This is a genomic window from Agrobacterium sp. ST15.16.055, from assembly GCF_027956555.1.
In the GTDB taxonomy this organism is placed as follows: Bacteria; Pseudomonadota; Alphaproteobacteria; order Rhizobiales; family Rhizobiaceae; genus Agrobacterium; species Agrobacterium salinitolerans.
This window is the reverse complement of sequence record NZ_JAQKGN010000001.1, coordinates 390,397-417,051: the sequence shown is the minus strand read 5'-3', so window position 1 is coordinate 417,051 and position 26,655 is coordinate 390,397. Positions and strand designations below refer to the sequence as shown.

Below are 26,655 nucleotides of genomic sequence, written 5' to 3'. Positions count from 1 at the left end.
AAACCGGCCGGTCGACTTGCAAGGATGTTTGATGTTTCTGACCACCAAGGACATGCTCGATCTCATTGAGCTTCGCCATGATCTGCACCGTCATCCGGAAATTTCCGGCGAGGAGAAGCAAACGGCGCGGCGCATCCGCACTTTCCTCGAGCGGGCGCAGCCCGACCAGCTTTTCACCGCTCTCGGCGGCCATGGCGTAGCTGCGGTCTATGACAGCGGCAAAAGCGGCCCGGCGATTCTGATCCGTTCGGAACTCGATGCTCTGCCCATTCACGAAAAGAGTAACGCCGAATACCGCTCCGGCACCGACGGCAAGGGCCATCTTTGCGGCCATGACGGCCACTCCACCATTCTGACGGCGCTGGCGCTCGGCCTTTCTCGGCAGCGACCGGAGACCGGCCGCGTCATCCTTCTGTACCAGCCGGCGGAAGAAACCGGCGCGGGCGCCGCCGCCGTCCTCGCCGACCCGCACTTTGGGCAGATAAAGCCGGATTATTCCTTTTCGCTTCACAACCTCCCCGGCCTTCCTTTCGGCCATGTCAGCGTCGTGGAAGGTCCGGTCAACTGCGCGTCACGCGGGGTCAAATTCCGCCTCTCCGGCAAGACCGCGCATGCGTCTTCGCCCGAACATGGCATTTCCCCGATGCAGGCAATATCCTGGCTGATGCCGGCCTTGGCCGAACTGGGCTCCGGTTTCCCGCCCGAACCCGATTTTTCCATGGTGACGATCACCCATGCCGCGATGGGCGAAGCCGCCTTCGGCATTTCCCCAGCCGATGCTGAAATCTGGGCGACACTCCGGACACTGACCGACGACCGGATGGAAAAACTCTGCGAGGCTGCGGAAACGCTGGCAAAAAAGGCGGCGGACGAACAGAAGCTGACGCTCGATATTACCTATGACGATATTTTCCTGCATTGCGAAAACGCGCCTGACGCGGTCGGGCACATCCGGCGCGCGCTCGACGAGGAAAAAATCTCCCACGGTTCGGAGGCGCTGCCCATGCGGGCTTCCGAGGATTTCGGCCGCTTTCGCGCCGTTTCGTCATCGGCGATGTTCTTTCTCGGCGCAGGCCGGGATTATCCCAACCTGCACAATCCGGATTACGACTTTCCGGATGCGCTGATCGGCACCGGCGCGCGCATTTTCATGCGCATCATCCGCAACCTGTCCGACGCAAAATAGCAGCGGCCGAAGACATCCAGCCACGATCAGCCGAACGTCAGCCGCCCTGGGGGCCGTTGCTCGGCCGGGCGGCGCGCACCGCAGCCAGCCCGCGGATACCATCCTTGTTTCCGATAGCCGTCAGGCTTTCGAAAATCTGGGCGGCCTCACCATAACGGCGCATGGCGAGGTAGGAATAACCGCGCAGCACCATCAGGTCAGTGCGTTCATCCGCCAGCCGCGCGCGCTGATCGAGCAGGAGAAGAGTTTCAACATATCGCTTCGACCCGAATGCGGAAACCGCTCGATCGGCAAGGATCGCGACTTGCAGTTCCGTCGCACGCGGGCGATCCATGTGCGACTTCGTTGCCGAGACGGCTGCACGGTCCGTCAAGCCCATGCGCAGATAGGCAAGGCTCTGGCCATAGGCCGCATCGCTTTTGACATTGGACTGACCGCTTTCTATCGCGGATTCGAAAGCTTTGAGAGCCTCCGCCGGCCGGTTCGTCTCCATCAGGCACCAACCGAGATCAAGCGCTTGCTGTGGCGGCAAACGTTGCGGATCGGGATAGGCAACGCAGGAGCGTGGGCGCGATGCGGCGCTTGTTTCCCTTCGCACCTGCACTACGCGGCGCGCCTGCTTGCGCGAAGGTTCAGGTTGCTGGACGACGGGTGGATTATACACCACCGCCGTTTCCCCCTGCGGGGCATTGGCCTGCAGGGGCGGCGGCGTCACCTGTGCCGCAACCGCCTGCCCGGACTGATCCACCATGCGCGCGGTTCCCACATCGGCGATACGTTGCGAACGGCCTCCCCATTGCTGCTGGATGCCGCGCAGGCCGGCAAGATTGCGAAGATCGTGATAGCTGACGGCCATGCCGTAGGCTGATGGCTCATCATCGGGTTTCCAGCCAAGGGCCGTACTGAACCATTGCAAAGCGAGCGGCGTCTGCCGGAAGGCAAGCGAGTACCAGCCGAATTGCTGCGCCGTCGCCGCATCCTTGCGCGCCACCGTTTCGGCGGCGATACGTTGCAGCACATCGGGAGGTAGAACGACCGGCGGCTCCAGCGCCAGAAGATTGGCGGTTGCGGCGAGATAGGTCGCAAGCGCTTCGTCGGATGCGTTGCGCCATTTATACATGACGTCCTCGGCCTCACGCGGCTCGTTACGGTCGATCAGCGCCAGCGCCAGACCCTGCGACGCCGACGCGCTGTCTTCTTCTTCCCGCGCCTTGCGGAACCATTTTTCCGCCTCCGCCATGTTCTTCTGCCGGATATTGTACCAGCCGAGCAGCAGGGCGTCGCTTGCAAGCTTGTCGGTCTCGGCAAGTCGCTGAAGCCGCATCACATAGGTCGAGGGAACATTGACGCCCTCCTTCTCCCCTGCCTTTGCCACGAACTGACGGGCGAGATCATTCTTGACCGGTTCGAATTCCAGTTGACCGTCCACACCCGGTTTTTCCCTGGCAAGCAGCTCGTCCATCATTTCCGCCGGCAAAAGCGCGGATGCCTTCTGCACGGTGGCGAGCCTGTCGCTGGCGACAGTGCAATTGTTGAGAATGTAGAGATAGGCGTCGCGCGCCCGTCCCATCCGGTCGGTATTGGCGAAAGCATCGGCAACCCGCCACAGCACATCGACCTCGCCGCAGGTCAGCAGGCCGGGGTTGTTGGCAGCTGTATCCACCACTGTTGCATATTGCTTGAGATCGGAAGCATTAACGAGGCGCTGGCGCGCTTCGGCAAGGGAAAGCATGCCCATCAGATTGTCGGGCGCCTGCCAGCCGGGCTCCGCCTGCTGGCGGTCGGCAATCGCTTTCCGCACCTCGGCATAACGGCCGTCGGTATAAAGCTGCCACATCGCGTCGAGCTGAGGATCGCCGTTTTCGGGAATGGCGAGAGGATCGGCAGGCGGCGTCCAGTTGGGATAGAGCGCGCGCAGGCGCGCGATTTCGGCTTGAAGACGCTGTGTATCGCCCCTCGCCGCGAAATAGCGCAATGCGCTCAAATCGACCTCGGGCATATCGGCCGAGGCAGGCTGGGTGGCACGAGGGGCCGGTGCCTGCGTCGTCTTCGTTTGCGGCGCCTGCCCGGCAGACGGCGTGACCGGCAAGGGATCGGTCGCCGGCACCGTCACCGGCGGTGTCTCGGGCTGCGTTACCTGCGCCATTTCACGGTTCTTGACGAAAGCATTTATCTGCGCCGGATTGGCCGCCGTCGACAAAACACGCTGCGTCGTCCGGTTGTCGCCGACCGCCGAGGTATGCACGTCCGACACCCGCCCGAGGATGCTGTCACGCCAGTGGAAGGCGGCGAGCGCTATAAGAAGCAGAATGAGAGCCGAGGTCGACAGTGGCTTGTTCATCGGCATTCCCCGTTATTCCTTGCCAGAAACGACAATGCCAGAAGATGCAATGTGGAAGGATAATAAAGTGTTGGCTGGAAATTCTTAAGTTCGGCGGAAACGGCCGGCCCGCCGCCGATACAGGCTGCGAGCGCCGGGATGATGCGATAGCCGGGATCGGACAGGACATCCTTGACCGCGCCGCTCCTCAGATCGAAGGTTCCGGCAGCGCCGCTTTCCAGCGTCATGCCGCTTTTCAGCCGGGCAAGCAGCACCGGCGATCCCATATTCGCCCTTGCCAGATAAAGCGGTATGCGCACCGCATTATAGCCGAATTCCGGCGGGAAGCCCGATGCTGGCTGCGGCTTCGTCTTCACCGATACCCAGTCGGCCGGCAGTTTTCGATCGCTGAAAGCGAATGTCTCGATCTGCGCCGCACCGTCATCGGCAATGGCTTTCCAAAGCGGCGATGGCGCAACAAGATTGAGTACCGGAAAGGCCTCGAAAATCAGATAGGAAGGATTGAGCACTGGCCCGTCCTCCCGGTCATCCTCGTTAAAACCGCTGGCCGCCGGCAAAAGCAGGGTTCGCCCGCCGCGTCGCACCACCGTCTTCTTGAGAATGGCGGATGCGATGGCTGCCGATGCTTCGGCATAATCCTGCCGGTTCCATTGCCCTGCCGCCAGCGCCAACGCATAAGCGATCAGAATATCGCCATCCGTGGCGTTGTTGATATCGGTTATATGCGGCTTGATGCGCGGATCCCATTTCCAGGCGGAAAGCCCGTCGTCACGCACCAAAAGCTCGGTGCGCGTGAAACTCCAGATCAGCTCGAAGTCGGACAGGTTGTCGGCAAGCACGGCAAGCCACATGCCGTAGCCCTGGCCTTCGCTATGGCTGATATTGCCGTTGCCCGTATCGATGACGCGGCCGCCGGGATCGAGAAACGCGCCTTTATAGGCGGACCACGCCTCCGGCGAAACCGAAGCGGCGCGGCTGACGGAAATACCTGCAATCATCGTCATCATGGACAGGAAGAAAATACCGGCCAGTTTCGAAATTCCGCTCTTCATCTATGCCGTCCCATCATGCGCAGCATCGCGAAAGTGGCGAGGCCAAGGAGAGACACGAAACCGATGAACGCCAGCGAATAGGAAAGAACGTTGGAAGACAACCAGTTGGCGGCGATCAGCCTCCAGTTGGAAAGGGAAAACGCCCGTGTGACGTAAAAATAAGGCCGCTCCACCTCCACTGTCTCCAGCTTTTCGGCAGCGGCATCGTAAGCGGCAACACGTCCCCTCACGCCGCTCCAGCGGTTTTCCCGTGTCATCGCCGCCATCCCGTCACGAAGTTCGGCTGAAGTCGGTGCAGTGGCAAGCGTCCACACCCCCTCGCCGGAGGGGCTCAGCCCCTGGGCCAGCATGAAGGAGACATTGCTTGGCGGCGCATAGAGCTGCTCGGCTGCCGGCAGGAAGCGCAGCGTATCCGAACTCAGGTCGAAATTCCGCTTCATCCACTCCTCGAGGGAGGACACCTGCCCCTCCCAGACACCGCCATCCACCCGCTCGCGCCAGTCGTTGAAAAGGGTATCGCTGCTTTGGGCGGGCGGCTGGACGCCGGTTCCCATTTTCCAGGAGATCTGGCTGGAGGAAACGAGATTGAACTGGCCGATCAATGCCTGCGGGAACTGCGAAATCGTGCCGACGAACAGCGCGTCGCGATCGCCGATCACCAGTGGCGAGGCGACAGTCTCAATGTCGATGGGATGCCCCGCCACGCTTGCCAGACGGCTGATCAGCGTCGCTGCCGCAGACATGGTATCGGTTTCGAAACGGTCGAGTGACAGGGCAACAGGTGCTCCGCCGGTCCGATAGGGTTGTCCGGCCCCCGCCATCGCGGCGAGATCCGGCTTGCGGCCGATCTGCGCATAGTCCGGAATATGAAGTTCCGACGTGTCGAACAATGCAAAACGCGGCGTCGCGCTGGCGGGCGCGCCGGGGGCGCAGGCCTGATCCTGTGCCGTCATCAACACCGCCTCGATGGTCACCTTGTTCGGCCCGGGCTTGAAATGACGCATCGTCACATTGATCGGCAGATGCCGGAAAATGCCGCCGCCATTGTTGGAAATCGGCACGGTCGAGGCTATCTGGTCATTGACGTAGATATCGACATGGCTGCCCGGCAGTACCTGCGACGAGTAGGCGGCGTCGAGGAGAAGCGACGCCTCACCATAGGCAGATGCGTAAAAATCAGCCGGCATGCCGACATAAAATTCGTTGCGGAAACGCCGCCCGCCAAATTCGGTGCTTTCGAGACCAAGTTCGGAAAGCGCGATACGACGATCAGACATGATGAGCGGCACATCCGGCGCATGCCAGCTGCGGGTCGAAAAAGTCGTTCGCTGCGCACCGGGGGTGCGCGATATCGACGAAAACAACGTTTCAATTGCCGCCTGCACCGCCTGAGAGGTGGGACCGCTCACAAAAAGCGGAGAAAGAGCGCCCGGCGCGGCAGCGCCGAAGCCGGCGAAAGCGCCTGCCGAAGCCTCGGGTGGCAGCGTTCCTGCGATCCCGGCGATCTCACGGGCGGTGCCGACGAAGACCGTCAGCGTGCCCGCCTTGCGTTCAGGGGAAGGAGCAGCCACGAAGCGGATCGTCTGGTTCGGCATCTGGGTTCGGAGCGCCAGCGCCTGTGAAAGGCGCAGGAGAGAATCCGCAAATGCCGGATTTCCGAGTGCCGGTGCGACAATCTCGATCGACGTCATCGCCTTGCCATCCGGCCCGGTCGCCTGAATATCGTCGATATTGGTAAAGCTTCCGGCGACATCCGCATTAAAGCCGATATAGGTATTGCCAGGGTCAATATCGGTCCACAGATCATAGGTGGACTGGATCGTGCAATCGGTTCTATGGCGTTGCTGTACGCCCAGTCTCACGACATTAGAGCCGACCTGCAAGACACCGGGCGGAATCGTCAAGGAGACATTGCCTTCGCTGTCGGGCGCTTCGATACGCGCCGGATCCAGTGCGACATTGTTCAGGCTGACCTGAAAATTCGAGCTTTCCGGCGCGACGACAATGGCGTTCTGATACCCGATATTGAGCGAAACGGCGGCGTTCACCTGTTCCGGCGTCAGGTAGATACTCCATTGCCGCCGATCCATCTCACCGGAAAGGCTGAGCTTTTCATAGGGCAGGATGTAACGTCGGCGGCTGTCGGCGTTGAGCGACGGTGCTGGAGCAGGTCCTGCGCCCTCCTGACGCGGAGGAGCCGCAACAGGCGGCGGCGACGGAACGGCGGGGCTCTGCTGCGACTGCGGCGCGGGCTGAACGGCAAATGGCGGCGGGGTGGATGGCTGAAACGACGACTGGGCCGGCATCTGGGCAGGCGGCAGCTGATACGGTGCGGCAGGCGGCTCGGGTGTCGGAGCAGTCTGGGTGGGCCGTTCCGGCGACATGTCGAAAGGGGACGACTGCGCCATAGCGCCCGTGGCGACGGCTCCCCATACCAATATTGCCAGAGAATCCCGGATGGGTTTACGGCCGTTCATTTTACCGCTCCGACAGATTTGACGTCTCTGGGCGCAGGCCGAAGCGTCCGGACCAGATAATAAAGGCCGCGCTGCGTCTGGAAGAGCGCGATCGCCAGGAAGATGGCGGTGCCGCGTATAAGGCCGGGGTTCTTGCGGCGCACCCGCTGGAATTCGCTCCACTGTTCCGAATTGGCGAAGATCAGGTCCGCAATCAGGCGGTGATCGACGGCGCGTTGCGGCGAAAACGTACAGCCGATCGAGATGAACCCCTCGCCCTTCACCGTTCGCACCACGTTGACAGGCATGGTTTCCGGCACGCCCTCACTATGCGGCCTGACCTTCACGATGGCTGTGGCGCCTTTTTCGATGGTTGTCGCGCTGTCGAAGAGATTGATCAGCAGGCCATGAACAGACACGTTATCGATGGAAGCCGGCACCCAGGCGTCGCTGCCCTCGAGCTTGACTTCGCAACGCCGTTTGACCGTTATGCGCCGCGACGCCGACTTGTCGCCGCGCTCGGAGACGACACCGAGCGCACAGCCCGCGAAGATGAGATTGAGCAGGTTCCAACCGCCGACCACGAGCGTGACATCCGCCTTGTAAGGCTCGCTGTAGATGCGCCAAACTGCAAAGGCCATTGCCACCACCAGCAGCGCGAAAATGACGAAAAACGGCCGGCTGATTTCCGAAAGCCGCGCCTCGGCGATGGATTCGTCCTTCGCCGTCACCTTGAAGGTGGGCTTGCCGGGATTGAAGATCACCGAAACGACGGCGGGCAGGAGGTGAACCGTCTGTACATATTCGTAAAGTTCCGAAATCCACGGCCAGCGGAAGCTGCCATAGAGATAGTTCTGCATCATCAGGTTCACGAGCATATAGGCCGCCGTATAGGCCAAAAACTCGCCGCCGGAAGCCACGAAAATCTGCAGGTCGAAGAACAGGTAGAACAGCGGTGCGAAAAGGAAGATGGTGCGCGGGAACGGAAACAGCCAGAACAGCGTCGACGACATGTAGCAGAGGCGTTGCGTAAAGGAGAGACCGCGCCGGAAAAGGGGCTGGCGGAAGATCAGGATTTGCATCATGCCCTGCGCCCAGCGGCTGCGCTGGCCGATAAAGCTTGCGAAGGTGGCCGGCTGCAGCCCGGCGATCAGCGGCTTGTCGACATAAATGCTGTTCCAGCCGCGCGAATGCAGCGCCAGGGCCGTTTCGCAATCTTCCGTGATGCTGACGCCGCTGAACCCTTCGGTATCCTGCAACGCCTCACGCCGTAGCACCGCGGCCGAGCCGCAGAAGAATGCACCGTTCCACTTGTCGAGGCCGCGCTGGATGATGCCGTAAAACATCTCGTTTTCGCTGGGCATCGTCTCGAAGGTGCGCAAATTGCGCTCGATGGGATCGGGATTGACGAAGAAATGCGGCGTCTGGACGAGAAAGAGCCGCGGGTCCTCTTCGAAATAGCCAACCGTTTCCAGTAGGAAGTCGCGGGCGGGCGCGTGGTCGGCGTCGAACACGGTCACGAGCTCGCCGGTCGAATGGGCAAGCCCGTTATTGAGATTTCCGGCCTTGGCGTGGACGTTGCGCTCGCGCGTCAGATAACGCACATCGAGATCCTCGCAGAGCTTCTTCAACTCCTCGTGGCGGCGCTGCGCCGCCTGCGCCTCGACGATATTGCTGGCGTTGCGCTTTTGCACCGAGCCACCATCGTCCAGCAGCCAGACGGTAAACCGGTCGGCCGGATAATCCATGTTCTTGGCCGCTGCGAGCGTATTGGCGAGAAGCTCCGCGTCCTCGTTATAGCTCGGCACGAAGACATCCACCGTCGGCCGGTAATCGGGTGAACCGGGCCTCGCCTTGCGCGACGGCAACGGCATCGATACGATGACGAGGCTGAGCGCCAGCATAATGACGCTATACATTTCCGCCAGATAGAGCAGAAAGCCGGGAATGAAGTTCTCAAGCTGATTGACGGGCGGCAGCGTGCTGGTGGTGCGCCAGTAGACATAGCGCAGCACGATGGCCGTGCCGAAACCGAGCGCGACCAGACGCCAAGCCCCCTGCCCGTTGAAACTTTTGATCGTCGCCAGCAGAATGAGGGAAATCGCCGTGGCGACCAGATGCGTCTGCAGGCTGACCGGCATCGTGACGATGGCCAGAACGCAAACCGAAACAAGTAACCAGACAATGATTGTGATGGCCTTGCTCATCTAGAAACTTTCCGTTGTCTTCCCAACCCGGAATTTCGGCCCGGATTTTTTGCGATCTTCGCCTTGGCGTGCTCTTTCCCGCTGGTTCCGGCGATCACCTGCATCCTGGCGTCACCCCCGAACCGGACAGACATGCGGGCGACGGAATGGATACCTGCGGGACTTGCGATGGTTGCCGGCCGCCATCCGCCGGCGCACCATCGACGCGCCTGCCCGCCACCGTAGGCCTTGCAGGCTGGAGGGGCGCGCCAGCCGATGCGGGCGACGGGATACTGACTGCAGCAACGGGCGGAAGTGGCTGCGGTTCCGGCTGGGCGGGCGGCGCAACGGCAGCCGTGCGACGAACGGGCCGGGTCGGCACGCTCGCGGTCACCTCGCCGCCGGGCCGCATGGGCACCTCATCCGCCTCTACGGGATAGACCGGGTGGCCCGGCCGTCCGAGATTTTTATCCACCGCCTGCGGCGTGCCGTAAGGGTTCCAGCCTGGCGAGGCGTAGGCGCCGGTAATCGTGTAATTATACATGACCGCCAGCAGCCGCTCGACACTGGCGCCTGACTGGCAAAGGCGCAGCCGCACCTTGATGCGCCCGAGATTGCGGAAATCCTGCCGCATGCTTTCCGGCGAGCGTATGTCCTGCCAGCCATAAAGGCAGGTATCGTCGCCACGGCCGCTGCCGGCGGCATAGGCGAACGCGCCATAACCGTTCTGCAGGTAATTTGCTGACATGGCGATGTTTTGGCCTGGAAACTCGGACCGGATCTCCCGCGCAACGGAAGATGCCCTGAAACCGGAAAAAGTCAGCGCATCGCCACCGGTATCCCCTGCCTTTTGCGGACCGAAAAACTCGGCTTTGATATAGTTCTGCCCGGGGGTCGCGGCCTCAGAGCGCAAAATGACCTGCTGCGCCACGGCGTTGGAATATGTGCGGTTGACCACGGTCACGATTTCGGGACCACCGGGCGGCGGGAAAACCAACGCCTCGGACGGAGACAACATCTGTGCGCCCCCGAAGGACCGAACGCCCGCGGGAGTATTGCAGCCCGAAAGAACCGCAACGGAGAACAGCAATGAAGTAAAGGCAGAAAATCTCACTGCCTTGCGCCCCTTTATTTCCCCAACGCCGCCCAGGTTAAAAGGAGACCGAATCACTAATGACCAGACCATTGTTACGAAATACGGGAGGGGATCAAATAAGCAATACGAAATTTAGGAAGTATCAAACTCGCGTTGTAATTTCTGACATTTTGGTCTTTCGAATCAACAGCGTGCATCGACCCACCGATGAGACGACGGAACCGACTGCCTTGTTATCGGTTAGTTTGGATAGAGATCGATAATTTTTGCGGTTGCAGCGCAATATGTCCCATGGTCTACTTGGCTCCATGATGACGTATTTTTATTGGTCCTTTTTTATTCAACTGTAAAAACAGAGAGTTGACGTATGACATTGCAATTTCCGAGCATCGCGCAGGCGCTTGCCGAAGAGATCGGAACATTACGCAAATGGCTGGATGAGGACGCCCTACCCCTGTGGTGGGAGGCGGGATCGGCCCGCCCGGATGGCGGCTTTTACGAGCGTCTCGGTCAGGATGCGAAACCGATTTTTTCCGATGACCGCCGCGCCCGCGTGCAGCCGCGCCAGGCCTATTGTTTCGCTGCCGCCGGCCAGCATGGCTGGCAGGGGCCGTGGAAAGACGCGCTCCAGCACGGGCTTTCCTGGTTCGAGAAGGTCTATCGCCTTGAAAACGGCCTTTACGGCAACCTTGCCGACCAGACCGGCAGGCTGATCGATCCCTCCTTCGATCTCTACAATCAGGCTTTTGCGCTTTTCGCCGCCGCGCAGGCGGCCGCAAGTCTTCCCGAGCGCAGGGACGAGATGCGCGACCGGGCGCTTGATATCCTCGCCATCCTTGAACGTGACTACAGACATCCGGTCGCAGGTTTCGAGGAGGCGAACCCGCCGCGCACGCCGCTCTGCTCCAATCCGCATATGCATCTCTTCGAGGCGATGCTGGCCTGGGAGGTGCAGGATCCGGACGGCCCGTGGTCGGCGCTTGCAGATGAGATCGCCGGTCTGGCGCTAACCCGCTTCATCGATGGCGGCAATGGCGGGTTGCGCGAGTTCTTCGCCCATGACTGGACACCCCATGACAGCGACAAAGGCCGGATCATGGAGCCGGGCCACCAGTTCGAATGGGCCTGGCTTCTTGTGCGCTGGGGGGCCCTGCGTGAAAACGATGAGGCGATCAGGAAGGCAAAACGGCTGTTCCAGATCGGCGAAGAACATGGCATCTGCCCGCGCCGCAAGGTGGCGGTGATGAGCCTCTACGACGATTTTTCGGTGCATGACGGGCTGGCGCGGTTATGGCCGCAGACGGAATGGCTGAAAGCGGCGATACGGCTTGCGAGCGTCACGAGCGGCGAGGAGCGGCAGCGTTACCTCGCCTCCGGTCTCAGCGCCATCGGCGCGCTGCAACCTTTCCTCGACACCACGGTCAAGGGCCTGTGGTTCGACAAATGGCCAGCGGATAAGCCGATGCTCGATGAGCCGGCGCCGGCAAGCACCTTCTATCACATCGCCTGCGCCATCTATGAGGCGGAGGCGGTGCTTTCAGCGGATCAATAATATCGAAGCTGCGGGCGAGCGGCATCGCCGCTCGCTGGTATCGATGGCAATCAAACCTTGGCCGGTCTGACCACGCGCCAATCAGGTCTGCCGAGATTGTGCGGCCAGGGATGAACATCCTTGTCATTGAAATAGACGACTTCTTCCAGTTTTGGAAAATCCGCCTGCTTCAGCGTCACGTCGTTCATCCACGGACGAACATAGGAATCGCCGCCTTCATAGCCCAATTCGGCAACCCAGACCGGCTTGTTGAAGTTTTCGACAAGTCCATAGCCCTTGCGCAACAGGTCGGTAAAGGTCTGCGGCGCGCCATATTCGATCTTATCGTACTCCTCGAGACCGAAGACCGAAAGACCCACAAGATCCGCGTAACTGTCGCCGGGGTAATAAGCCCGCAGACCATCCATACCTTTGGGCGACCACATCACCTTGACGCCGGGAACCGCCTTACGGGTCATGTCCACCATACGTCTATAGGCCGCGATGTAATCACGCGGGTTCCAGCCCGACCAAGAGAAGCGGCCGGACGTGTCCTCCATTTCCTGTCCCCAGCGCAGGATCAGCGGGCTCTTCATCGCAGACATGCGCGCGGCGATCGCCTGCATATTCTGGTCGTAGTCGCCTCTCATCACCTTACGGCGCAATTCGTCGGAGGTGAGCCGCCAGTTTACGTCCCAGGACCAGGGTTCGACCGTGATCAGCACGTTGCGCTTGCGTTCCATCGCATAGGCATCCGCAAGCGCCAGACTGTCGAGATCCACGTCCTCCCAGGGCAGGAACAGATGTTCCGTCGCCACCCCGGCCTGGCCGGTGAAATCGCCGTGCGGATCGTATGCGCCGAAACGAATACCGTCCGCATGCAATGTCGGTCTTTTGTCGGCAAGCGTCTTCATGCCCGTCGACGTCATGGGGGCTACACCCTGTGCGTCGAGCTTGAGCACCGGATACATGCCGGCGGTAAAGGCTGCGGCGGCACCACCTGCGAACAGAAGTTTTCTTCTTGTTATTTGCATGACACCTTACTCCCTACCTTGTTGCTCTCATCGCCTTGTCGTATGCGGCGATCTTCGGCGTGACATCGTCCTTGCGGACGAGTTTGAGGAATTCATCGCCTGGGCGTGGCGGGTTGTGCCGGAACACGTACCATGGCCCGCCCTGCTTGCGCTGGTAGATCACCTTGCCGATGCGGCCGTGATCGAAACAGGTATCGGCCTTGCCTTTGCCCGCGGCGCTTTTCCAGGTGGCGCGCATGCAGAGCGTGCCGTTGGCGTCGACAGTCCAGCGGCCTTTACCGGTGGATTTCTGGCCCTTTTCCTGCGTCGCAGCGATGAATTTGCGGTCTTCGGCAATGAAGCGTCCGCCGCCCGTTTCCCATTTCCAGGTCTTATCGAAGTACATCTTCACGACCTCGCTGGTTCTGAGCGGTTTCGGCGTCTTCGTGCCGCCTGCAGCATGGACCGCGCTTGGCAAGACCACCGCAAGACAGAGTACGAAAGCGGAGAATCCGCATTTGCTTATTGTTGTTTTCATCACAGCCTCCTCCTTCATTGTCCGACCCTATTGTCGGCCAGCATGATCTCTCCGGGCGCCACCGCTGGCGGCGGCGTCACGATGGGTTCCGCCTGCATTTCCTGCGGTTCGCGCAAGCCCGGTACGGTAATGCGCAGTTTCAGACGCACCGATCTCGCACCTTCCACACCCGCGCCGGCGACCGTGAACCGCGTTTCGGTAAAACTCACATAGGGCTGCCCATGCGACAGAGCTTCCAGGCCGCCGATTGCATGGGAACTGAGCTCTACAGCACTTCCCGCCGCCAGCAGCAACGAGCAGGCTGCGGCAGTCGCTCCACCGCGCAATGCCGGCAGCCTGGGCAAGCCGTTTTCCGTGGCATGACGGATGAGCAGAAACACGCAGAGGCCCGAATAGATCGCCACATTGATGGCGGCGAAGATGAAGAAACCCTCCGCCCCGTTTTCACGGGGCGCCAGAACCATGGCCGCAAGGCTGAGCGCCGCCAGTACGATGTAAGGCGCGACAACCCTCAGCGGTAGCGGCGGTTTTGCCTGCATGCCCTTGGGCGTGATGCGGAAATCGACGAAGTCGCCACGGATCGTGTCGCGTATCGCCGCCAGCACCCCCATCAGCGACCAGGGCCAGCGCAGGAACAGAAATACCATGGCCTCCCAGCTGAAAAGCTTCGCATCGTGCGGACGGAATGCGCCCGTGGCCCGCCAGAAGAAGGCAAAGACGATCATGATTAGTGAAACCGGCAGGAAATGCGCCAGAAACGCCGGATAGGATGCGTTGACCAGTACATCGCCGCGTATCAGCGCAACAGCGGGAAGCAAGAACATCAGCGCCATGAAGCCGGAAAACAGCGGATACCAGAGCTGCGAAAACAGGAACTGGAACTTCAGGCGCGCAGGCAGCTTCGGTACGTAGTGCCTTGAATATTGCAGCAGAATAGTCATCAGGCTACGCGACCACTGGAATTCCTGCACGATGAGATCGGCAAAGGTCACCGGGCCGTCGCCATGGGCGATGGCGTTGACGGCGTGGACGCCGCGCCAGCCGCCGGCGTTCATCAGAAGCGTGGTGGAATGATCCTCGGCAAGCTCCGGGCCAAGACCGCCGACCTCGCACAGGGCTTTCGTGCGCACGGCATAATGCGAACCAATGCACAGAGGCGCCCAGCCATTATTGTAACCCAGCTGCAGCGCGCCATGCAGACTAGCCTCGGCATAAAGCCTGCCGCGCGCGGCCCAGCTTTCACTGGCATTGGCGTCGCAAATGCTCGGGGCCGAAACATAGCCAACTCTCGGATCGGCAAAGGGACGGATGATCTCGCTGAGATATTCCGGCTCCGGCACATGATCCGCATCGAACTGAGCGACGAAATCATAACGCTCGTAACCGTAACGATCGTAGAAATAGGCGAGATTGCCTTCTTTGCAGCGCGTGCGCCGCGGCCAGGTCTTGCGATGATATTCGGCAACGCCCTGTCGCGTGGAAACGAAAACGCCGTGCGCACCACACCACTTCAGCGTATCCGCATCGGGAGCCTCATCGGCAAGCCAGACGTCGAATTCCAGCCCTCTCTGATCGAGCATGGCCAGAAGCGTCTTTTGCACCACCGCGAAGGGTTCCGACGGCGCCTTGGTGACAACCATCGCCACCCTGCCCCGTGGCAGAGGGGAGCGCCGGTCCACGACCCTTGCATTCAGGAAGATGAAGATGAAGTAGGACGGCAGAAGCGTGATCCACGCCAGAGTGATCGTGACGACGGTGTAATAGGGCCAGTCGATGACGCGGTCGCGATCAAGCCACCAGATCCAGAACCAGGCGAGCGTCACCAGCCAACCACCGATGCCGAGGCGATAGGCCAACCGGTTCCAGCCGGTGAAGACCGGTTGCATCCTCAGGTCGCTGGCAACCGCGACCGAACGGGCCGATGGAACGGAAGCGGCGGAACGGATCTTCATGACCGCACCTCCAGTCCGAAGCCGGGACCTGCCGTGCGGATGATGGTGTCGATATCCGAACGCTTCGGAATAAAGCCGAGCGTCTCTTCCGCACGCTTTATATCCGCAAACAGGGCCGGCGGATCGCCGGCGCGCCGTGCGCCGAAATGGACCGGAACCTCCTGCCCCGTCACGCGGTGGATCGCGCGGATGATATCGCCGACCGATGTACCGTGCCCGGAACCGAGATTGACGCGCAGCGTCTCTCCGCCATCGGCAAGATAATTGACGGCGGCAACATGGGCGTCGGCCAGATCGCTGACATGGATGTAATCACGAATGCAGGTGCCGTCGCTGGTGTCGTAATCCGCCCCGAAGACATCCAATCGCGGCAGCCTTGCGGCCGCAGCCATCAGCGCCCGCGGGATCAGATGGGTTTCAGGCTCATGGCGCTCGTAAAGCTCACCGTCCGGATCGGCGCCGGCGGCATTGAAATAACGCAGCGCCACGAAACGCAGACCGTAGGCAGCAGCATAATCTTCCAGCGCCATCTCGAAGATCAACTTGGTGCGCCCGTAAGGATTGACCGGCATCTGCGCCGTCTCCTCACGGATAGGCAATTGCGGCGGCACGCCATAGGTGGCGCAGCTGGAAGAAAAAACCAGCCCGCCGATATCCTGGTCGAGACAGGCATCCAGCAGCGAAAGGCTCCCGCCGACATTGTTCCGGTAATATTTGCGTGGATCCTCGACGGACTCACCGACATAGGCATTGGCGGCGCAATGGATGACGAAGGCCGGTGAGAACTCCCTGAGCGTGGCTTTCAAAAGGCCGCGATCCAGAATGTCGCCCTCGATAAAGGGTCCCCAGCGAACCGAATCCGCGTGACCCGTCGAGAGATTGTCGTAAGCGATGGGCTTGAAGCCGGAGAGGGCAAGCGCCTTGCAGATGTGGCTGCCTATGAATCCGGCCCCGCCCGTGACGAGGATTGTGCGGGGCATCTCATACGGCCTCCGCCACAGCCTTACCGGCCAGCAGTGCATCGAAATAGACGATGGTTTTTTCCAGACCGATCTCGAGCGGCACACGCGGTTGCCATCTCAGCAGCTCGTTTGCCCGTGAAATATCGGGGCGGCGTTGCTGCGGATCGTCGATCGCAGCAGGCAGATGCACGATGCGCGAACGGGAACCCGTCATACGGATGACGATATCGGCGAGCTGCCGTACCGGAATTTCGCTCGGGTTGCCGAGATTGATCGGCCCGGTGCAATCTTTCGGCTTGGCCGAGAAGCGCAGGAAACCGTCGATCAGGTCATCGACATAGCAGAAGGACCGTGTCTGGCTGCCATCGCCATAAATGGTGATGTCAGCGCCCTTCAGAGCCTGGACGATGAAGTTCGAAACCACACGCCCATCGTCGGGTCGCATGCGCGGTCCATAGGTGTTGAAGATGCGTCCCACCTTGATATCGACACCGAAACTACGGTGATAATCGAAAAACAGCGTTTCGGCGCTGCGTTTCCCTTCATCGTAGCAAGCTCGCGGTCCGATTGTATTTACATTACCGAAATAGGTTTCCGGCTGCGGATTGATGTGCGGATCGCCGTAGACTTCCGAGGTAGAGGACTGCACCACCGTTGCACCGCATCTGCGCGCCACTTCCAGTACATTGACCGCGCCCAGGACATTGGTGAGCAGCGTACCGACCGGATCGCGCTGATAGTCTGGCGGCGAAGCCGGTGAAGCGAAGTTGAAAATCAGCGAGACATCGATGTCATAGGGTTTGCGCACATCGTGCTCGACCAGCAGAAACCGCTTATTGTCCCACAAATGCGCCACATTCGCGGTGCGTCCGGTCGAAAGATCGTCGAGACAGATCACCTCGTGGCCGCTGCTCAGCAGGCGTTCACAGAGATGAGAACCGAGAAAACCGGCGCCGCCGTTAACGAGAACGCGTTGGCCAGGTCTCCATTCGGAGTAGATGGTGACGCCGTTGTCGTGTTCGTTGGGAACGAAATTACGCATTACACACTCCTCCCCAAGAGAAATCAGCGCAGCTGATTCACCTAAACTGGATCAAACCCCAGATTGTAAGATGTATTTAGTACCACCCTCCGGTTTTTACTTCTTTTGGAGGTTAATATTTTCGATCGGATAAATTTCAACTTTCATGATAGGCGCAGAAGAAAACAGGTCAACTTCATTTTATCGAAATATTACAATTGATTACCCAAAACAACTCGAAATAGCCCTTGATTTAATACTTTTTAACTATGCCTCTATTATGCCTTTCTTATTGAGCATTAGCGCAAGCTTCGCTCAACCAGTCGGGGCTATGCTGGTTTTGTAAGGCTCGGTCCACCGGGAACAAAACCGCCCGGCGAGATGCGACAGATAGTCGATTTCAGGGGACACACATGACGAATGAAATGCCTTATTCCCATAGCGGCAAAGCAGCCCGCCATTGTCGGTTCGCGCTTATTGCCGCGGCACTTGTAACCTTCACCTTCGCGACGGCTTCATGCTCCGTGGTCGAAGACGCCGTTCTCATCAAGACCGCGTCGGCCAATACCGCCGCGATCCAAGGCCGGGTCGCTCCGGCGAAGGCGTCCTACGGTTATCAAAAAACCGGCAACGCGGCTGTTACGCTCGTTGCCGACGCCTCGGACACGCCCGCGATATCGCGACAGTCCTACTCGGGTTCATCTCCCTATATCTGCTCACCGAGCGGATTCGGGCAGAAATCCCGCTGCTTCCTGAGGCCCTGAGCCTCCTGGAGAAACACCGGAAGGAACCGGCGTCCGGACGGCTCTCTCCGTCCTGACGCTCAGTTCTTCCAGCCGCCGGGGAAGGTCGTGTCTTCGTCCTTGTTAAAGAAGCGCGACGCAGCCTCCGTGCGGTTGCGCACGTTCATTTTCTTATAGATATTGCGAACGTGAACCTTGACGGTGTTCTCGGACAGATGCAGCCGATCAGCAATGATCTTGTTTTGCGTTCCCTTGCAAAGCAGATCGAGGATTTGCACCTCGCGTGTCGTCAGCGCCGCCACGTCGCTCCTGCCTGCGGCAAGCGCATCGGCGCGGTTGGCGATAACGGCGTTGCTTTGAACGCTCTTGCCGCTGACGGAAGAAGAATAGGGCGTGAGCTTGCCGAGAAGGGCAGCCGGAAAATGTTCTCCGCCCTTCATCAGCAGATCGACGGCCGCCATGAAGACATCGAGCCTGAGGTTGAGCGGCAACACGCCGTCAATGACCCGCATTCCCACCAGTCTTTTCAACGACTCCTCGAATTTCTCGATGGTTTCGACAACGAGCGCGATCGGCGCATCGGGGTGTTTTGCCCGAACCTCCGATAGAACGGCGTGAAGACGATCGCCAGACATGCGGTAAGGCAAAACCAGCCGTACATTATTACCGTAATCGTCTTCGATCTTCCCCGACGACCTCACGCTTACCACCGCGAATGTGGGGAACTTTTTGCCCAGCGCCTCCATGAGGCACTCGGAAAACAGGTCCGGATCCGCTATGATCAATAAAGTTCCATTTATAGGAGCAACGGCGTTTTTTTGTTTTGCCGCATAATCTGACGTCCCCATGAACATTGATGCCTCCCTCAAGCGCTTACGCATTACTTTCTTTTGGTTGTGCAGCCTGTTGTCCGCCGGCTATCTTCCCCCCTTATACTTGGGGGTGAATCTCCGCTTTAAGTCCTGTCAACTATTATTAATCACCCGTTAATTAATACACGCTAATACGAAAAGCTGTGTAAATAAATGGCCCAAACGGGTTATTTTTTACAATTGACATACAAAACAGGCTACGAAGCAATAGAATCACCTATTCGGGAACGCCCACAAAAACAGGCGCATCGGAAAAGCTTTCGCTGTGGTTTTGCAATCCGGGAATATATAACTTTTGGTTGATATCCCTTTACATAGCTTGCCAGCGAACGAAGCGCGGAGCTGTTCCTTTCCGGGATAAAGATCATTTCCCGCCGCAATTAACCCTGGTTTCAAAGAGCCCTCTTTACCCGCCGAAACCCTCTTAATCTCCGGCCAAACCTACGACGCGGCACACCGGACAACCCTGCGGCATATATATTCGGGGTAACAGTGCCGATATGTTTAGCCCGAATTGATATCTAGGAAGCGCACTTTTTCTGCGGCACAGTCTGACCGTCGCTGAACGGCGGCCGATGGAAAGACACCTCCGGCCTTGACGTGTGTTTGAAAAACGCCGGTCCCTTTTCAAGAAAACATGCAAGCAAAAAGACGAAGCCACCGCGCTCCCTGCTGGAGCGAGGAACGGATTTGTGCGCCTTTTTACCGAGTAGCGCACAAGGGCTGAACGAAAAGAGCCCGTTCACGGGCCAATACCGAACCGCAGATGATGCGTACCGAGTGCATCTGCAAAACATCAATCTTCATGCTACCTGGAGCAAGCGCGATAAAAATCCCGTTTTAGATGAGAGGGATTTCGAAAGCTGCTCCGAGCTTTTTCGGAGGAAATCGAAATGGGTTATGATCACAAGGCATCTGGCAGCGACGACGATATCACCAAGATCGGCGCGCTTTCCGAGGGTTTTGCCAACACCTCGACCAATGACGCCGAGGTCGATGACAGCAATGTCGGCACCGCAAACGGCGAAAACCGCAACAACGACAACAGCGACAACAGCACCAATGTGGATGTTGACGCCAAGATCGATGTCGACGCCAATAACGGTGACAATCGCGACAACGACTATGACTGGAGCTATGACAGCAAGTCGTATAGCGACAACGACACGACCGTCAAAACAAGCACCGAAACCAGCACTGATATCAAAACCGACTACGACTGGAGCTATGAAAGCAAGTCGTACAGCGACAACGATACCAATGTGAAGACAATTACGGATACGGACAACAAGACGTTCTCCTATTCCGACAACGACACCTCCACCAAGACCACCACGACCTCCGACAGCTTCAACTCCGCAGACAGTTTCTACAAGTCTGATGACGACTTCGGCAACATCATGGGCGTCAAGGATGTCGGCAACCTCGGCGTCGCCGGCGGAGATCTCACCTTCAATCTGGGTGACGACTTCTCCTTCACCCTCGATGTCGACAATATCCTCAACGGCTCGCTCAACGGCGCCGGCAATGACTCCGGCTTCAGCATGGTACAGGCCAACCACCTGGCCGATCAGGATATGGCCTACGACGTCAAGATGCAGAACGGCGGCGCTGAAAACCACCTGAGCGCCAATGCCGGTGACGCCTACGGCGCCGAAGGCATGGACGGCAAGGGTTGGGACCTCAAGGCCGGCGACGACGCAGCAGGCACCAGCACTGCGGATGCATCGGCAATCCTTGCAAATTCCGGCTTCCATCTGGAACTGGTGCAGGGCGCCAACATGCTCTCCAATGCAGTTGATGTCACGATCACAGGCGGTAACTCGCATGTATCTGACGTCGGTGAGGATACCAGCGCCTGACGAGCGCCTCTCGAGAAAATAGCTGCACCGGCAGATGCCGGTGCAGCTTGCGGTTGAACGACCAGGTTGGTTAAAACGAAGCACCGCCTCTGAGACGTGTGCCGCCCGCCTCCCCGTCAGCCGCAGCGATCAGGGAGGGACCTCCGATGCATATCGACAAGATTTCGGACATGATTGCGCATTTCATCGGCCTGTTCGACACGGTGATCGAGGAAGCGCGTCTGAGAAGCAACTACAGCGAAGGCCCGGCGCACTCAAATCCGGACCGTCTGCCGGACGATGAGGCGGCAAAACTACTCGACAAAAATTACGATGTTGCGCTCAAGGACTACGATCCCGACGTCAACTACCGCGCCGGTTATTATGATTTCGATTATCTGCAGCCGCATTTCGCGCGCATGGTCGAATACGACATGCAGCAGCTCGCAAATGCTGTCCCTATCGATATTTCCGCCGCCCATTTCCGTTTTCCCGGCCGTCTTTCGTTCGAGGAGGAGCACGAACTGGTGGTTCACACCGGTCCCGGCTCGGTCATCGCACATGTGGCGCAGGTCAATATTCTTCAGGACGACGACTACCTGAACATGACGGACGGCCCCTATGCGGCCCGCGATACGAGCTTTGTCACCGCGCGCACCGTCGAGTTCTACAGTGAGGCGTCCACCTTCACGCCTTTTGCCGGTTTCCAGCGCACAGACAATTACGATGCCCTGCAGGCGCTGGCCAAATCTGCGCACGACTATATCGATCACGCCCGCGAAAACGACGTGACGTCGCTCGGCACAGGCGCGGATCAGGATTTCGTTCTCGCCGGCCACGACATCGACGGGCTTTATATCAACGGCTCGGTAACCGGCGAAAAGCCGATGCTCGACGACTACATGCCTGATCGCGGTATCGCCAAGCCGGCGGAAGAGCCGGAAAAGAGCGATGTTTCACTGCATGAGGACAGCCCTGCCGGCAACAGCCTCGATGTAGCCGCAGGCGCCAATGTCGTCGCCAACATCGCCACGTTGGTCAATACCGGTGTCATGACCTCTGTCACCGCCGTCATGGGCGACTATCACCAGATCGACGCGATCACCCAAGCCTATATCTATAGCGACCGGGACGAGATCGACTCCGTTTTCACACGCGCGGAAGATCAGGCGGCAACGGCAGCCTTCAATATCGCCAGCTTCGAGCGCAGCGTCTATCCGGGCGCGGAAAACACGGAGAACAGCAGCCAGGAAAACGGCGAACCGCCGATATTTCCCACCGCCTGGCGCGTCAGCGTGCTGGAAGGCGACGTTTCCTTCGTGCACTGGATCGAGCAATACCAGTTCGTCAGCGACAACGACACGCTGACGATAACGACCTCGGGCGCCACCGTAAGCCTGCTGACAGGCGGGAACGCCGCGCTCAACATTGCGAATTTCCTCGGCATCGGCATGCAATACGACCTGATCATCGTCGGCGGCAATGTGCTGGACATGAACATCATCAGTCAGATGGCCGTGCTTTACGACAATGACTGGGCGCGCGCCAATCCCGATGCACCGGCAGGCGCCACCATCCAGTCCGGCAACAACCTGCTGTGGAACGATGCCGCCATTCACAACGTCGGCAGCAACGACCGTTTCGAAACCATGCCGGATTATATGAACCAGACGGTGAACGCCATCAACGAGCGCGATCCCAACATGCCGGATGCGCTTGCTCATGACGTCAATTTCGGCGGCTATGAGGGTCTAAACGTCCTCTACATCACCGGCAATTTTTATGACGTCAGCATCATAAAACAGGTGAGCGTACTGGGCGATTCCGACGATGTGACGCAGGCGGCCGCCAAGCTCGCCGAAAATAACGAGGACGCCACCATCCATGTCGACACCGGCAGCAATGCCGTCGTCAATCTGGCGCAGATCATCGACTACGACAGCTTCGGCTCCACCACCTATGTCGCCGGCGGCGTTTATTCCGACGCCATACTGATACAGGGCGGCATCATCGAAAACGACATGTCACAACCCCAGCAAGGCCAGCTGGCGAACGAGGTCATCGCCTTTCTTCACGACGATCCCGCCACCATCGAAAACGAATCCAATGGCGTCATCAATGCCGGTCACGACCTGTCATGGTCGAATGCCCATCCGGCCGACGTCATGCAGACGGTCGTTGCGTAATCTCCGGCAAGCGGGGCTGCAAACGCACCCCGCTGCAGCCGGAACCGCAAACACCGCTAGATCACCGAGGGGACCGATATAAAATGGATCATATTTCAAGAAAAAACATCGCCGACGGACGCTCGCTTGACTTGCCGCTGGATCAGGAAGCGGAAGACAGCAAGCTGACGGATGCCTGTATTTCAGCAATCAATGAAGCCGTCGAGAACCTGCGCCAGTTATCCGGTGCGCAACAGACGGCAAAAACCGTTTCATCCCCCGCGCAGACCGCCTCCCCACAAGTTATCTCCCAACCCCATGCAAAAACCGATCAGGCGGAACAATTACGGGATGTTCCTCCAGAACGGCCGGCACCTCAACGGGATAGGCAACCCGCCTCCCCGCCGGAACCACAGGCCAAGATCGACAATGGCGACCTGCCTTTCGTCAAGACCATCGACAATAATGACGGGCCGGTCCGTGAAAACGAACGCCGGCCGGTGACGGGCGGCGGCGGCAAGGAGCCGACGGACAATGGCGGTGGTGGCGGTGGTGGCGGCGGCGGCGGTGGAAGCCAGAGCGGTTTTCACAAACGCAGCGAGCCGATCAATTTCGCCGCAAGCCTTGCCAAGGGCATCGCCGCCGTGCGGCGCAACATGGTGGTGGTGATGCTGTTCACGGTCGCCATCAACATCCTGCTGCTCTCCATCCCGCTCTATCTGTTCCAGATTTCCGACCGGGTTCTGACCAGCCGCTCGATGGATACGTTGGTGATGCTGACTGTCGCCGTCATTGGCGCGGTTCTCCTGCAGGCCTTCATGGACGCCATCCGCCGCTTCATCCTGATGCGCACCGCCGTTGAACTCGAGGTGCAGCTGGGCGCGCCGATCCTGTCCGCCGCCGCCCGCGCCTCCCTGCATGGCAACGGCAAGGACTATCAGACCCTGCAAGATCTGCAGCAATTGCGCGCCTTCCTTACCTCCGGTACGCTCATCGCCTTTCTCGACGCGCCATTGATGCCGCTCTTCATCGTGGTGGTCTATCTCGTCCATCCGCATCTCGGCATCATCATCATGGTCTGTTGCGTCGTGCTGTTCACCATCGCCTGGCTGAACCAGCGCTTCACTGCGAGACAGTTCGCCGAAGCATCAGGTTATCTCAGCCGCGCCAATTTCCACCTCGATTCCATGTCGCGCAATTCGCAGATCATCAATGCGCTCGCCATGATCCCCGAAGCGGTGAAGATGTGGGGCCGCGAAACCGCCGGTTCGCTGAAATCGCATGTGGCGGCGCAGGATCGCAACATCATGTTCTCAGGCGTCTCCAAGGCGGCGCGCATGATCACCCAGGTGGCTCTGCTCGGCTGGGGCGCGCATCTGTCGCTATCCGGCGAACTGACCGGCGGCATGGTGATCGCGGCCTCCATCATCTCCGGCCGCGCGCTGGCGCCCATCGAGGGCGCGATCGAAGGCTGGCACCAGTTCAACAAATCTGCCGCCTCCTATGGCCGCATCAAACAGCTTCTCGTCAATTCGCCGCTAAATTTCCCGCGCCTGCGCCTGCCCAACCCGGAAGGGCGTCTCGACGTCGAGCGCATCCTCTTCGTACCGCCGCCGCAGAAGAAGGTGATCTTGAACGGCATTTCCTTTTCGCTGAAAAAAGGGGAATCGCTCGCCATCATCGGCAATTCCGGCTCCGGCAAGACGACGCTCGGCAAGATGCTGGTCGGCTCCATCCTGCCTACGTCAGGCAATGTGCGCCTCGACCTCATGGATTTGCGTAACTGGGACCAGCGGCAATTCGGTGAAAGCATCGGCTACCTGCCGCAGGATGTTCAGCTTTTCCCCGGCACCATCAAGGCCAACATCTGCCGCATGCGCGACGATGTCGAAGACCGGCAGATTTACGAGGCCGCGGTACTGGCGGATGTGCACGAACTGATCGCCGGTTTCCCACAGGGTTATGAGACCGTGGTCGCCGCCGATGGCGCGCCGCTTTCAGGCGGCCAGAAACAGCGTATCGCGCTTGCCCGCGCCTTCTTCGGCGATCCCAAATTCGTGGTTTTGGATGAGCCGAACTCCAATCTGGATACACAGGGCGAACAGGCGCTGGCCAAGGCGCTGCTGCACGCCAAAAGACAGGGCATCACCACCGTCACTATCACCCAGCGGCCGGCGCTGCTTCAATGCGTCGACAAGATCATGGTGCTGAAAGACGGATCGGTCGCCATGTTCGGCGAAAGGATGGACGTGCTGAAGGCGCTTTCCGGCAATGGCCGCCAGGCTAACCAGTCCCCGCAAATCGAGGGTTGAGGACCGTCATGTTCAAAAAGAAAACCACCATTGCCGAAGTCAAACCCCAGGGCCAGCTGGAGTGGTACAGCGAGGTGCCGCGCTCGATCCGCCTTCACAGTTCGATCGGCCTTGCCATGCTGCTCGCCTCATTCGGCGGCTTCGGATTCTGGGCCGGCACCGCACCGCTCTCTTCCGCCATCATCGCGCAGGGCAGTTTCGTCGCCACCGGCAACAACAAGGTGGTGCAGCATCTGGAAGGCGGCATCATCAAGGAAATGATGGTCAGCGAAGGCGACACGGTCAAGGAAGGCGATGTCCTTCTGACGCTGGACAAGACGACGGCGCTTGCCAACGAGCGCATGCTGCAACTGCGGCGGCTTCGCCTCGAAACCATCGTGGTGCGCCTACGCGCCGAGGCCCAGGGCGCAAAAAGCTTCAAGGTGCCCGATATCGTCATGAAGGAAGCCGGCGATCCGGATATCACTTCCATCATCCAGAGCCAGAACATCGTGTTCCACAGCAAGCTCATCAAGCTGGAAGAGCAGCTGAACCTTATCGACAAGAACATCAAGTCGCTGGAGTTCCGCTATGCGGGGTATGAAGGTCAAAAACAATCCTTCGACCGGCAATTGGCGCTTTTGACACAGGAGCGCGACTCCAAGGAACGGCTCGCCAAGAACGGCGTCATCCGCAAGACCGACATGCTGGCGCTGGAGCGCGCCATCGCCGACGCCATGGGCGATATAGCCCGGCTGAGCGGCGAGATGAACCAGAGCGAGGCGGAAATCGCCAAGTTCCGGCAGGAAGCGGTCATTGCCGTCAACGCCAACAAGCAGGCGGCGCTCGATGCGCTGGAAACCGCCGAATCCGATCTCGACAGCGTACGCGAACAGGTGCGCGGCGCGGCTGAAGTGCTGGAACGCACCATCATCCGCTCCCCCGTCAACGGCACCGTGGTGCGCGCCTATTATCACACGCCTGGGGGCGTCATCACGACAGGCAAGCCGATCATGGAAATCCTGCCCGCCCATGTTCCCCTCATTCTCGAGGCACAGGTGCTCAGAACCTCCATCGACCAGCTGCATGAAGGGCAGACCGCCGCAATCCGCCTCTCAGCGCTCAACCGCCGCACCACGCCAGTTCTGAACGGCAAGGTCTTTTACGTTTCGGCCGACAGTATCGAGGAAAATGCCGGCCTTCAGGTCAAGGACGTCTATATCGTGCGCGTCCAGATACCCGACGAAGAGATCGCCAAGGTCCATAATTTCCATCCCGTGCCCGGCATGCCGGCCGACGTGCTGATCCAGACCTCGGAGCGTACCTTCTTCGAATATCTGACCAAACCGATCTCCGACAGCATGTCCCGCGCTTTCAAGGAAAGATGAAGAAATAACAGGGATTTACAC

The 26,655-nt window shown here is 59.4% G+C and carries 18 protein-coding genes; 7 read left to right on the top strand and 11 right to left on the bottom strand.

The window, feature by feature from the left end:
* Positions 1-31: 31 nt before the first annotated feature.
* Entirely contained in the window at positions 32-1,186 is a 1,155-nt protein-coding gene (locus PL599_RS01970) for an amidohydrolase (protein ID WP_269824161.1), read from the top strand.
* Positions 1,187-1,223: 37 nt separating this feature from the next.
* On the opposite strand, the gene PL599_RS01965 is transcribed toward PL599_RS01970, so the two are convergent.
* The 5 genes from PL599_RS01965 to bcsN all read right to left on the bottom strand — a co-directional run bounded on the left by PL599_RS01965 (position 1,224) and on the right by bcsN (position 10,239).
* Positions 1,224-3,533: a tetratricopeptide repeat protein gene (locus PL599_RS01965; RefSeq protein ID WP_269824162.1), complete on the bottom strand. Its 2,310-nt coding sequence runs from the start codon at positions 3,531-3,533 to the stop codon at positions 1,224-1,226.
* Positions 3,524-4,579: a glycosyl hydrolase family 8 gene (locus PL599_RS01960; RefSeq protein ID WP_269824163.1), complete on the bottom strand. Its 1,056-nt coding sequence runs from the start codon at positions 4,577-4,579 to the stop codon at positions 3,524-3,526. The genes PL599_RS01965 and PL599_RS01960 overlap by 10 nt, the downstream gene beginning before the upstream one ends.
* Positions 4,576-7,056: a cellulose biosynthesis cyclic di-GMP-binding regulatory protein BcsB gene (locus PL599_RS01955; protein ID WP_271358783.1), complete on the bottom strand. Its 2,481-nt coding sequence runs from the start codon at positions 7,054-7,056 to the stop codon at positions 4,576-4,578. The genes PL599_RS01960 and PL599_RS01955 overlap by 4 nt, the downstream gene beginning before the upstream one ends.
* Positions 7,053-9,242 (bottom strand): UDP-forming cellulose synthase catalytic subunit, encoded by a 2,190-nt coding sequence (gene bcsA / locus PL599_RS01950; RefSeq protein WP_142911906.1) that lies wholly within the window; start codon positions 9,240-9,242, stop codon positions 7,053-7,055. Before bcsA ends, PL599_RS01955 begins: the two co-directional genes overlap by 4 nt.
* 94 nt (positions 9,243-9,336) lie before the next feature.
* Positions 9,337-10,239 carry a cellulose biosynthesis protein BcsN gene (gene bcsN / locus PL599_RS01945; protein ID WP_269824165.1) on the bottom strand — a complete coding sequence of 301 codons (903 nt, stop codon included), beginning with the start codon at positions 10,237-10,239 and terminating at the stop codon, positions 9,337-9,339.
* Between the two features lie 445 nt (positions 10,240-10,684).
* Between bcsN and PL599_RS01940 the strand changes: the two genes are divergently transcribed.
* Positions 10,685-11,869 (top strand): AGE family epimerase/isomerase, encoded by a 1,185-nt coding sequence (locus tag PL599_RS01940; protein ID WP_142911908.1) that lies wholly within the window; start codon positions 10,685-10,687, stop codon positions 11,867-11,869.
* Positions 11,870-11,919: 50 nt separating this feature from the next.
* Here PL599_RS01940 and PL599_RS01935 read toward each other — a convergent pair whose 3' ends face one another.
* Genes PL599_RS01935 through PL599_RS01915 form a run of 5 tightly spaced genes read right to left on the bottom strand, consistent with a single transcriptional unit; the run spans position 11,920 to position 17,355 of the window.
* Complete coding sequence (locus PL599_RS01935; protein ID WP_077984336.1) at positions 11,920-12,882, bottom strand: glycoside hydrolase family 26 protein; 963 nt, start codon at positions 12,880-12,882, stop codon at positions 11,920-11,922.
* Between the two features lie 13 nt (positions 12,883-12,895).
* Entirely contained in the window at positions 12,896-13,399 is a 504-nt protein-coding gene (locus PL599_RS01930) for a DUF995 domain-containing protein (RefSeq protein WP_269824166.1), read from the bottom strand.
* Between the two features lie 14 nt (positions 13,400-13,413).
* Positions 13,414-15,351 (bottom strand): glycosyltransferase family 2 protein, encoded by a 1,938-nt coding sequence (locus PL599_RS01925; RefSeq protein ID WP_416172491.1) that lies wholly within the window; start codon positions 15,349-15,351, stop codon positions 13,414-13,416.
* Positions 15,348-16,331 carry a UDP-glucose 4-epimerase GalE gene (gene galE, locus PL599_RS01920; protein WP_077984338.1) on the bottom strand — a complete coding sequence of 328 codons (984 nt, stop codon included), beginning with the start codon at positions 16,329-16,331 and terminating at the stop codon, positions 15,348-15,350. Before galE ends, PL599_RS01925 begins: the two co-directional genes overlap by 4 nt.
* A gap of 1 nt (position 16,332) precedes the next feature.
* Positions 16,333-17,355: a UDP-glucuronic acid decarboxylase family protein gene (locus PL599_RS01915; RefSeq protein WP_269824167.1), complete on the bottom strand. Its 1,023-nt coding sequence runs from the start codon at positions 17,353-17,355 to the stop codon at positions 16,333-16,335.
* Between the two features lie 392 nt (positions 17,356-17,747).
* Here PL599_RS01915 and PL599_RS01910 point away from each other — a divergent pair, with 392 nt between their 5' ends.
* Positions 17,748-18,098, top strand: a complete 351-nt coding sequence (locus PL599_RS01910; RefSeq protein WP_080795921.1) for a hypothetical protein — start codon at positions 17,748-17,750, stop codon at positions 18,096-18,098.
* A gap of 59 nt (positions 18,099-18,157) precedes the next feature.
* On the opposite strand, the gene PL599_RS01905 is transcribed toward PL599_RS01910, so the two are convergent.
* On the bottom strand, positions 18,158-18,931 hold the full coding sequence (locus PL599_RS01905) for a helix-turn-helix transcriptional regulator (RefSeq protein ID WP_077984341.1): 774 nt from the start codon (positions 18,929-18,931) through the stop codon (positions 18,158-18,160).
* A 911-nt stretch (positions 18,932-19,842) separates the two neighbouring features.
* Between PL599_RS01905 and PL599_RS01900 the strand changes: the two genes are divergently transcribed.
* The 4 genes from PL599_RS01900 to PL599_RS01885 all read left to right on the top strand — a co-directional run bounded on the left by PL599_RS01900 (position 19,843) and on the right by PL599_RS01885 (position 26,634).
* Positions 19,843-20,811: a fibrinogen-binding protein gene (locus PL599_RS01900; RefSeq protein WP_269824168.1), complete on the top strand. Its 969-nt coding sequence runs from the start codon at positions 19,843-19,845 to the stop codon at positions 20,809-20,811.
* A gap of 146 nt (positions 20,812-20,957) precedes the next feature.
* Entirely contained in the window at positions 20,958-22,976 is a 2,019-nt protein-coding gene (locus tag PL599_RS01895) for a hypothetical protein (RefSeq protein ID WP_269824169.1), read from the top strand.
* A gap of 83 nt (positions 22,977-23,059) precedes the next feature.
* Entirely contained in the window at positions 23,060-25,267 is a 2,208-nt protein-coding gene (locus PL599_RS01890; protein WP_269827324.1) for a type I secretion system permease/ATPase, read from the top strand.
* 8 nt (positions 25,268-25,275) lie between these two features.
* Positions 25,276-26,634, top strand: coding sequence for an HlyD family type I secretion periplasmic adaptor subunit (locus PL599_RS01885; protein ID WP_142911916.1), 1,359 nt, complete (start codon positions 25,276-25,278; stop codon positions 26,632-26,634).
* Positions 26,635-26,655: the final 21 nt, after the last annotated feature.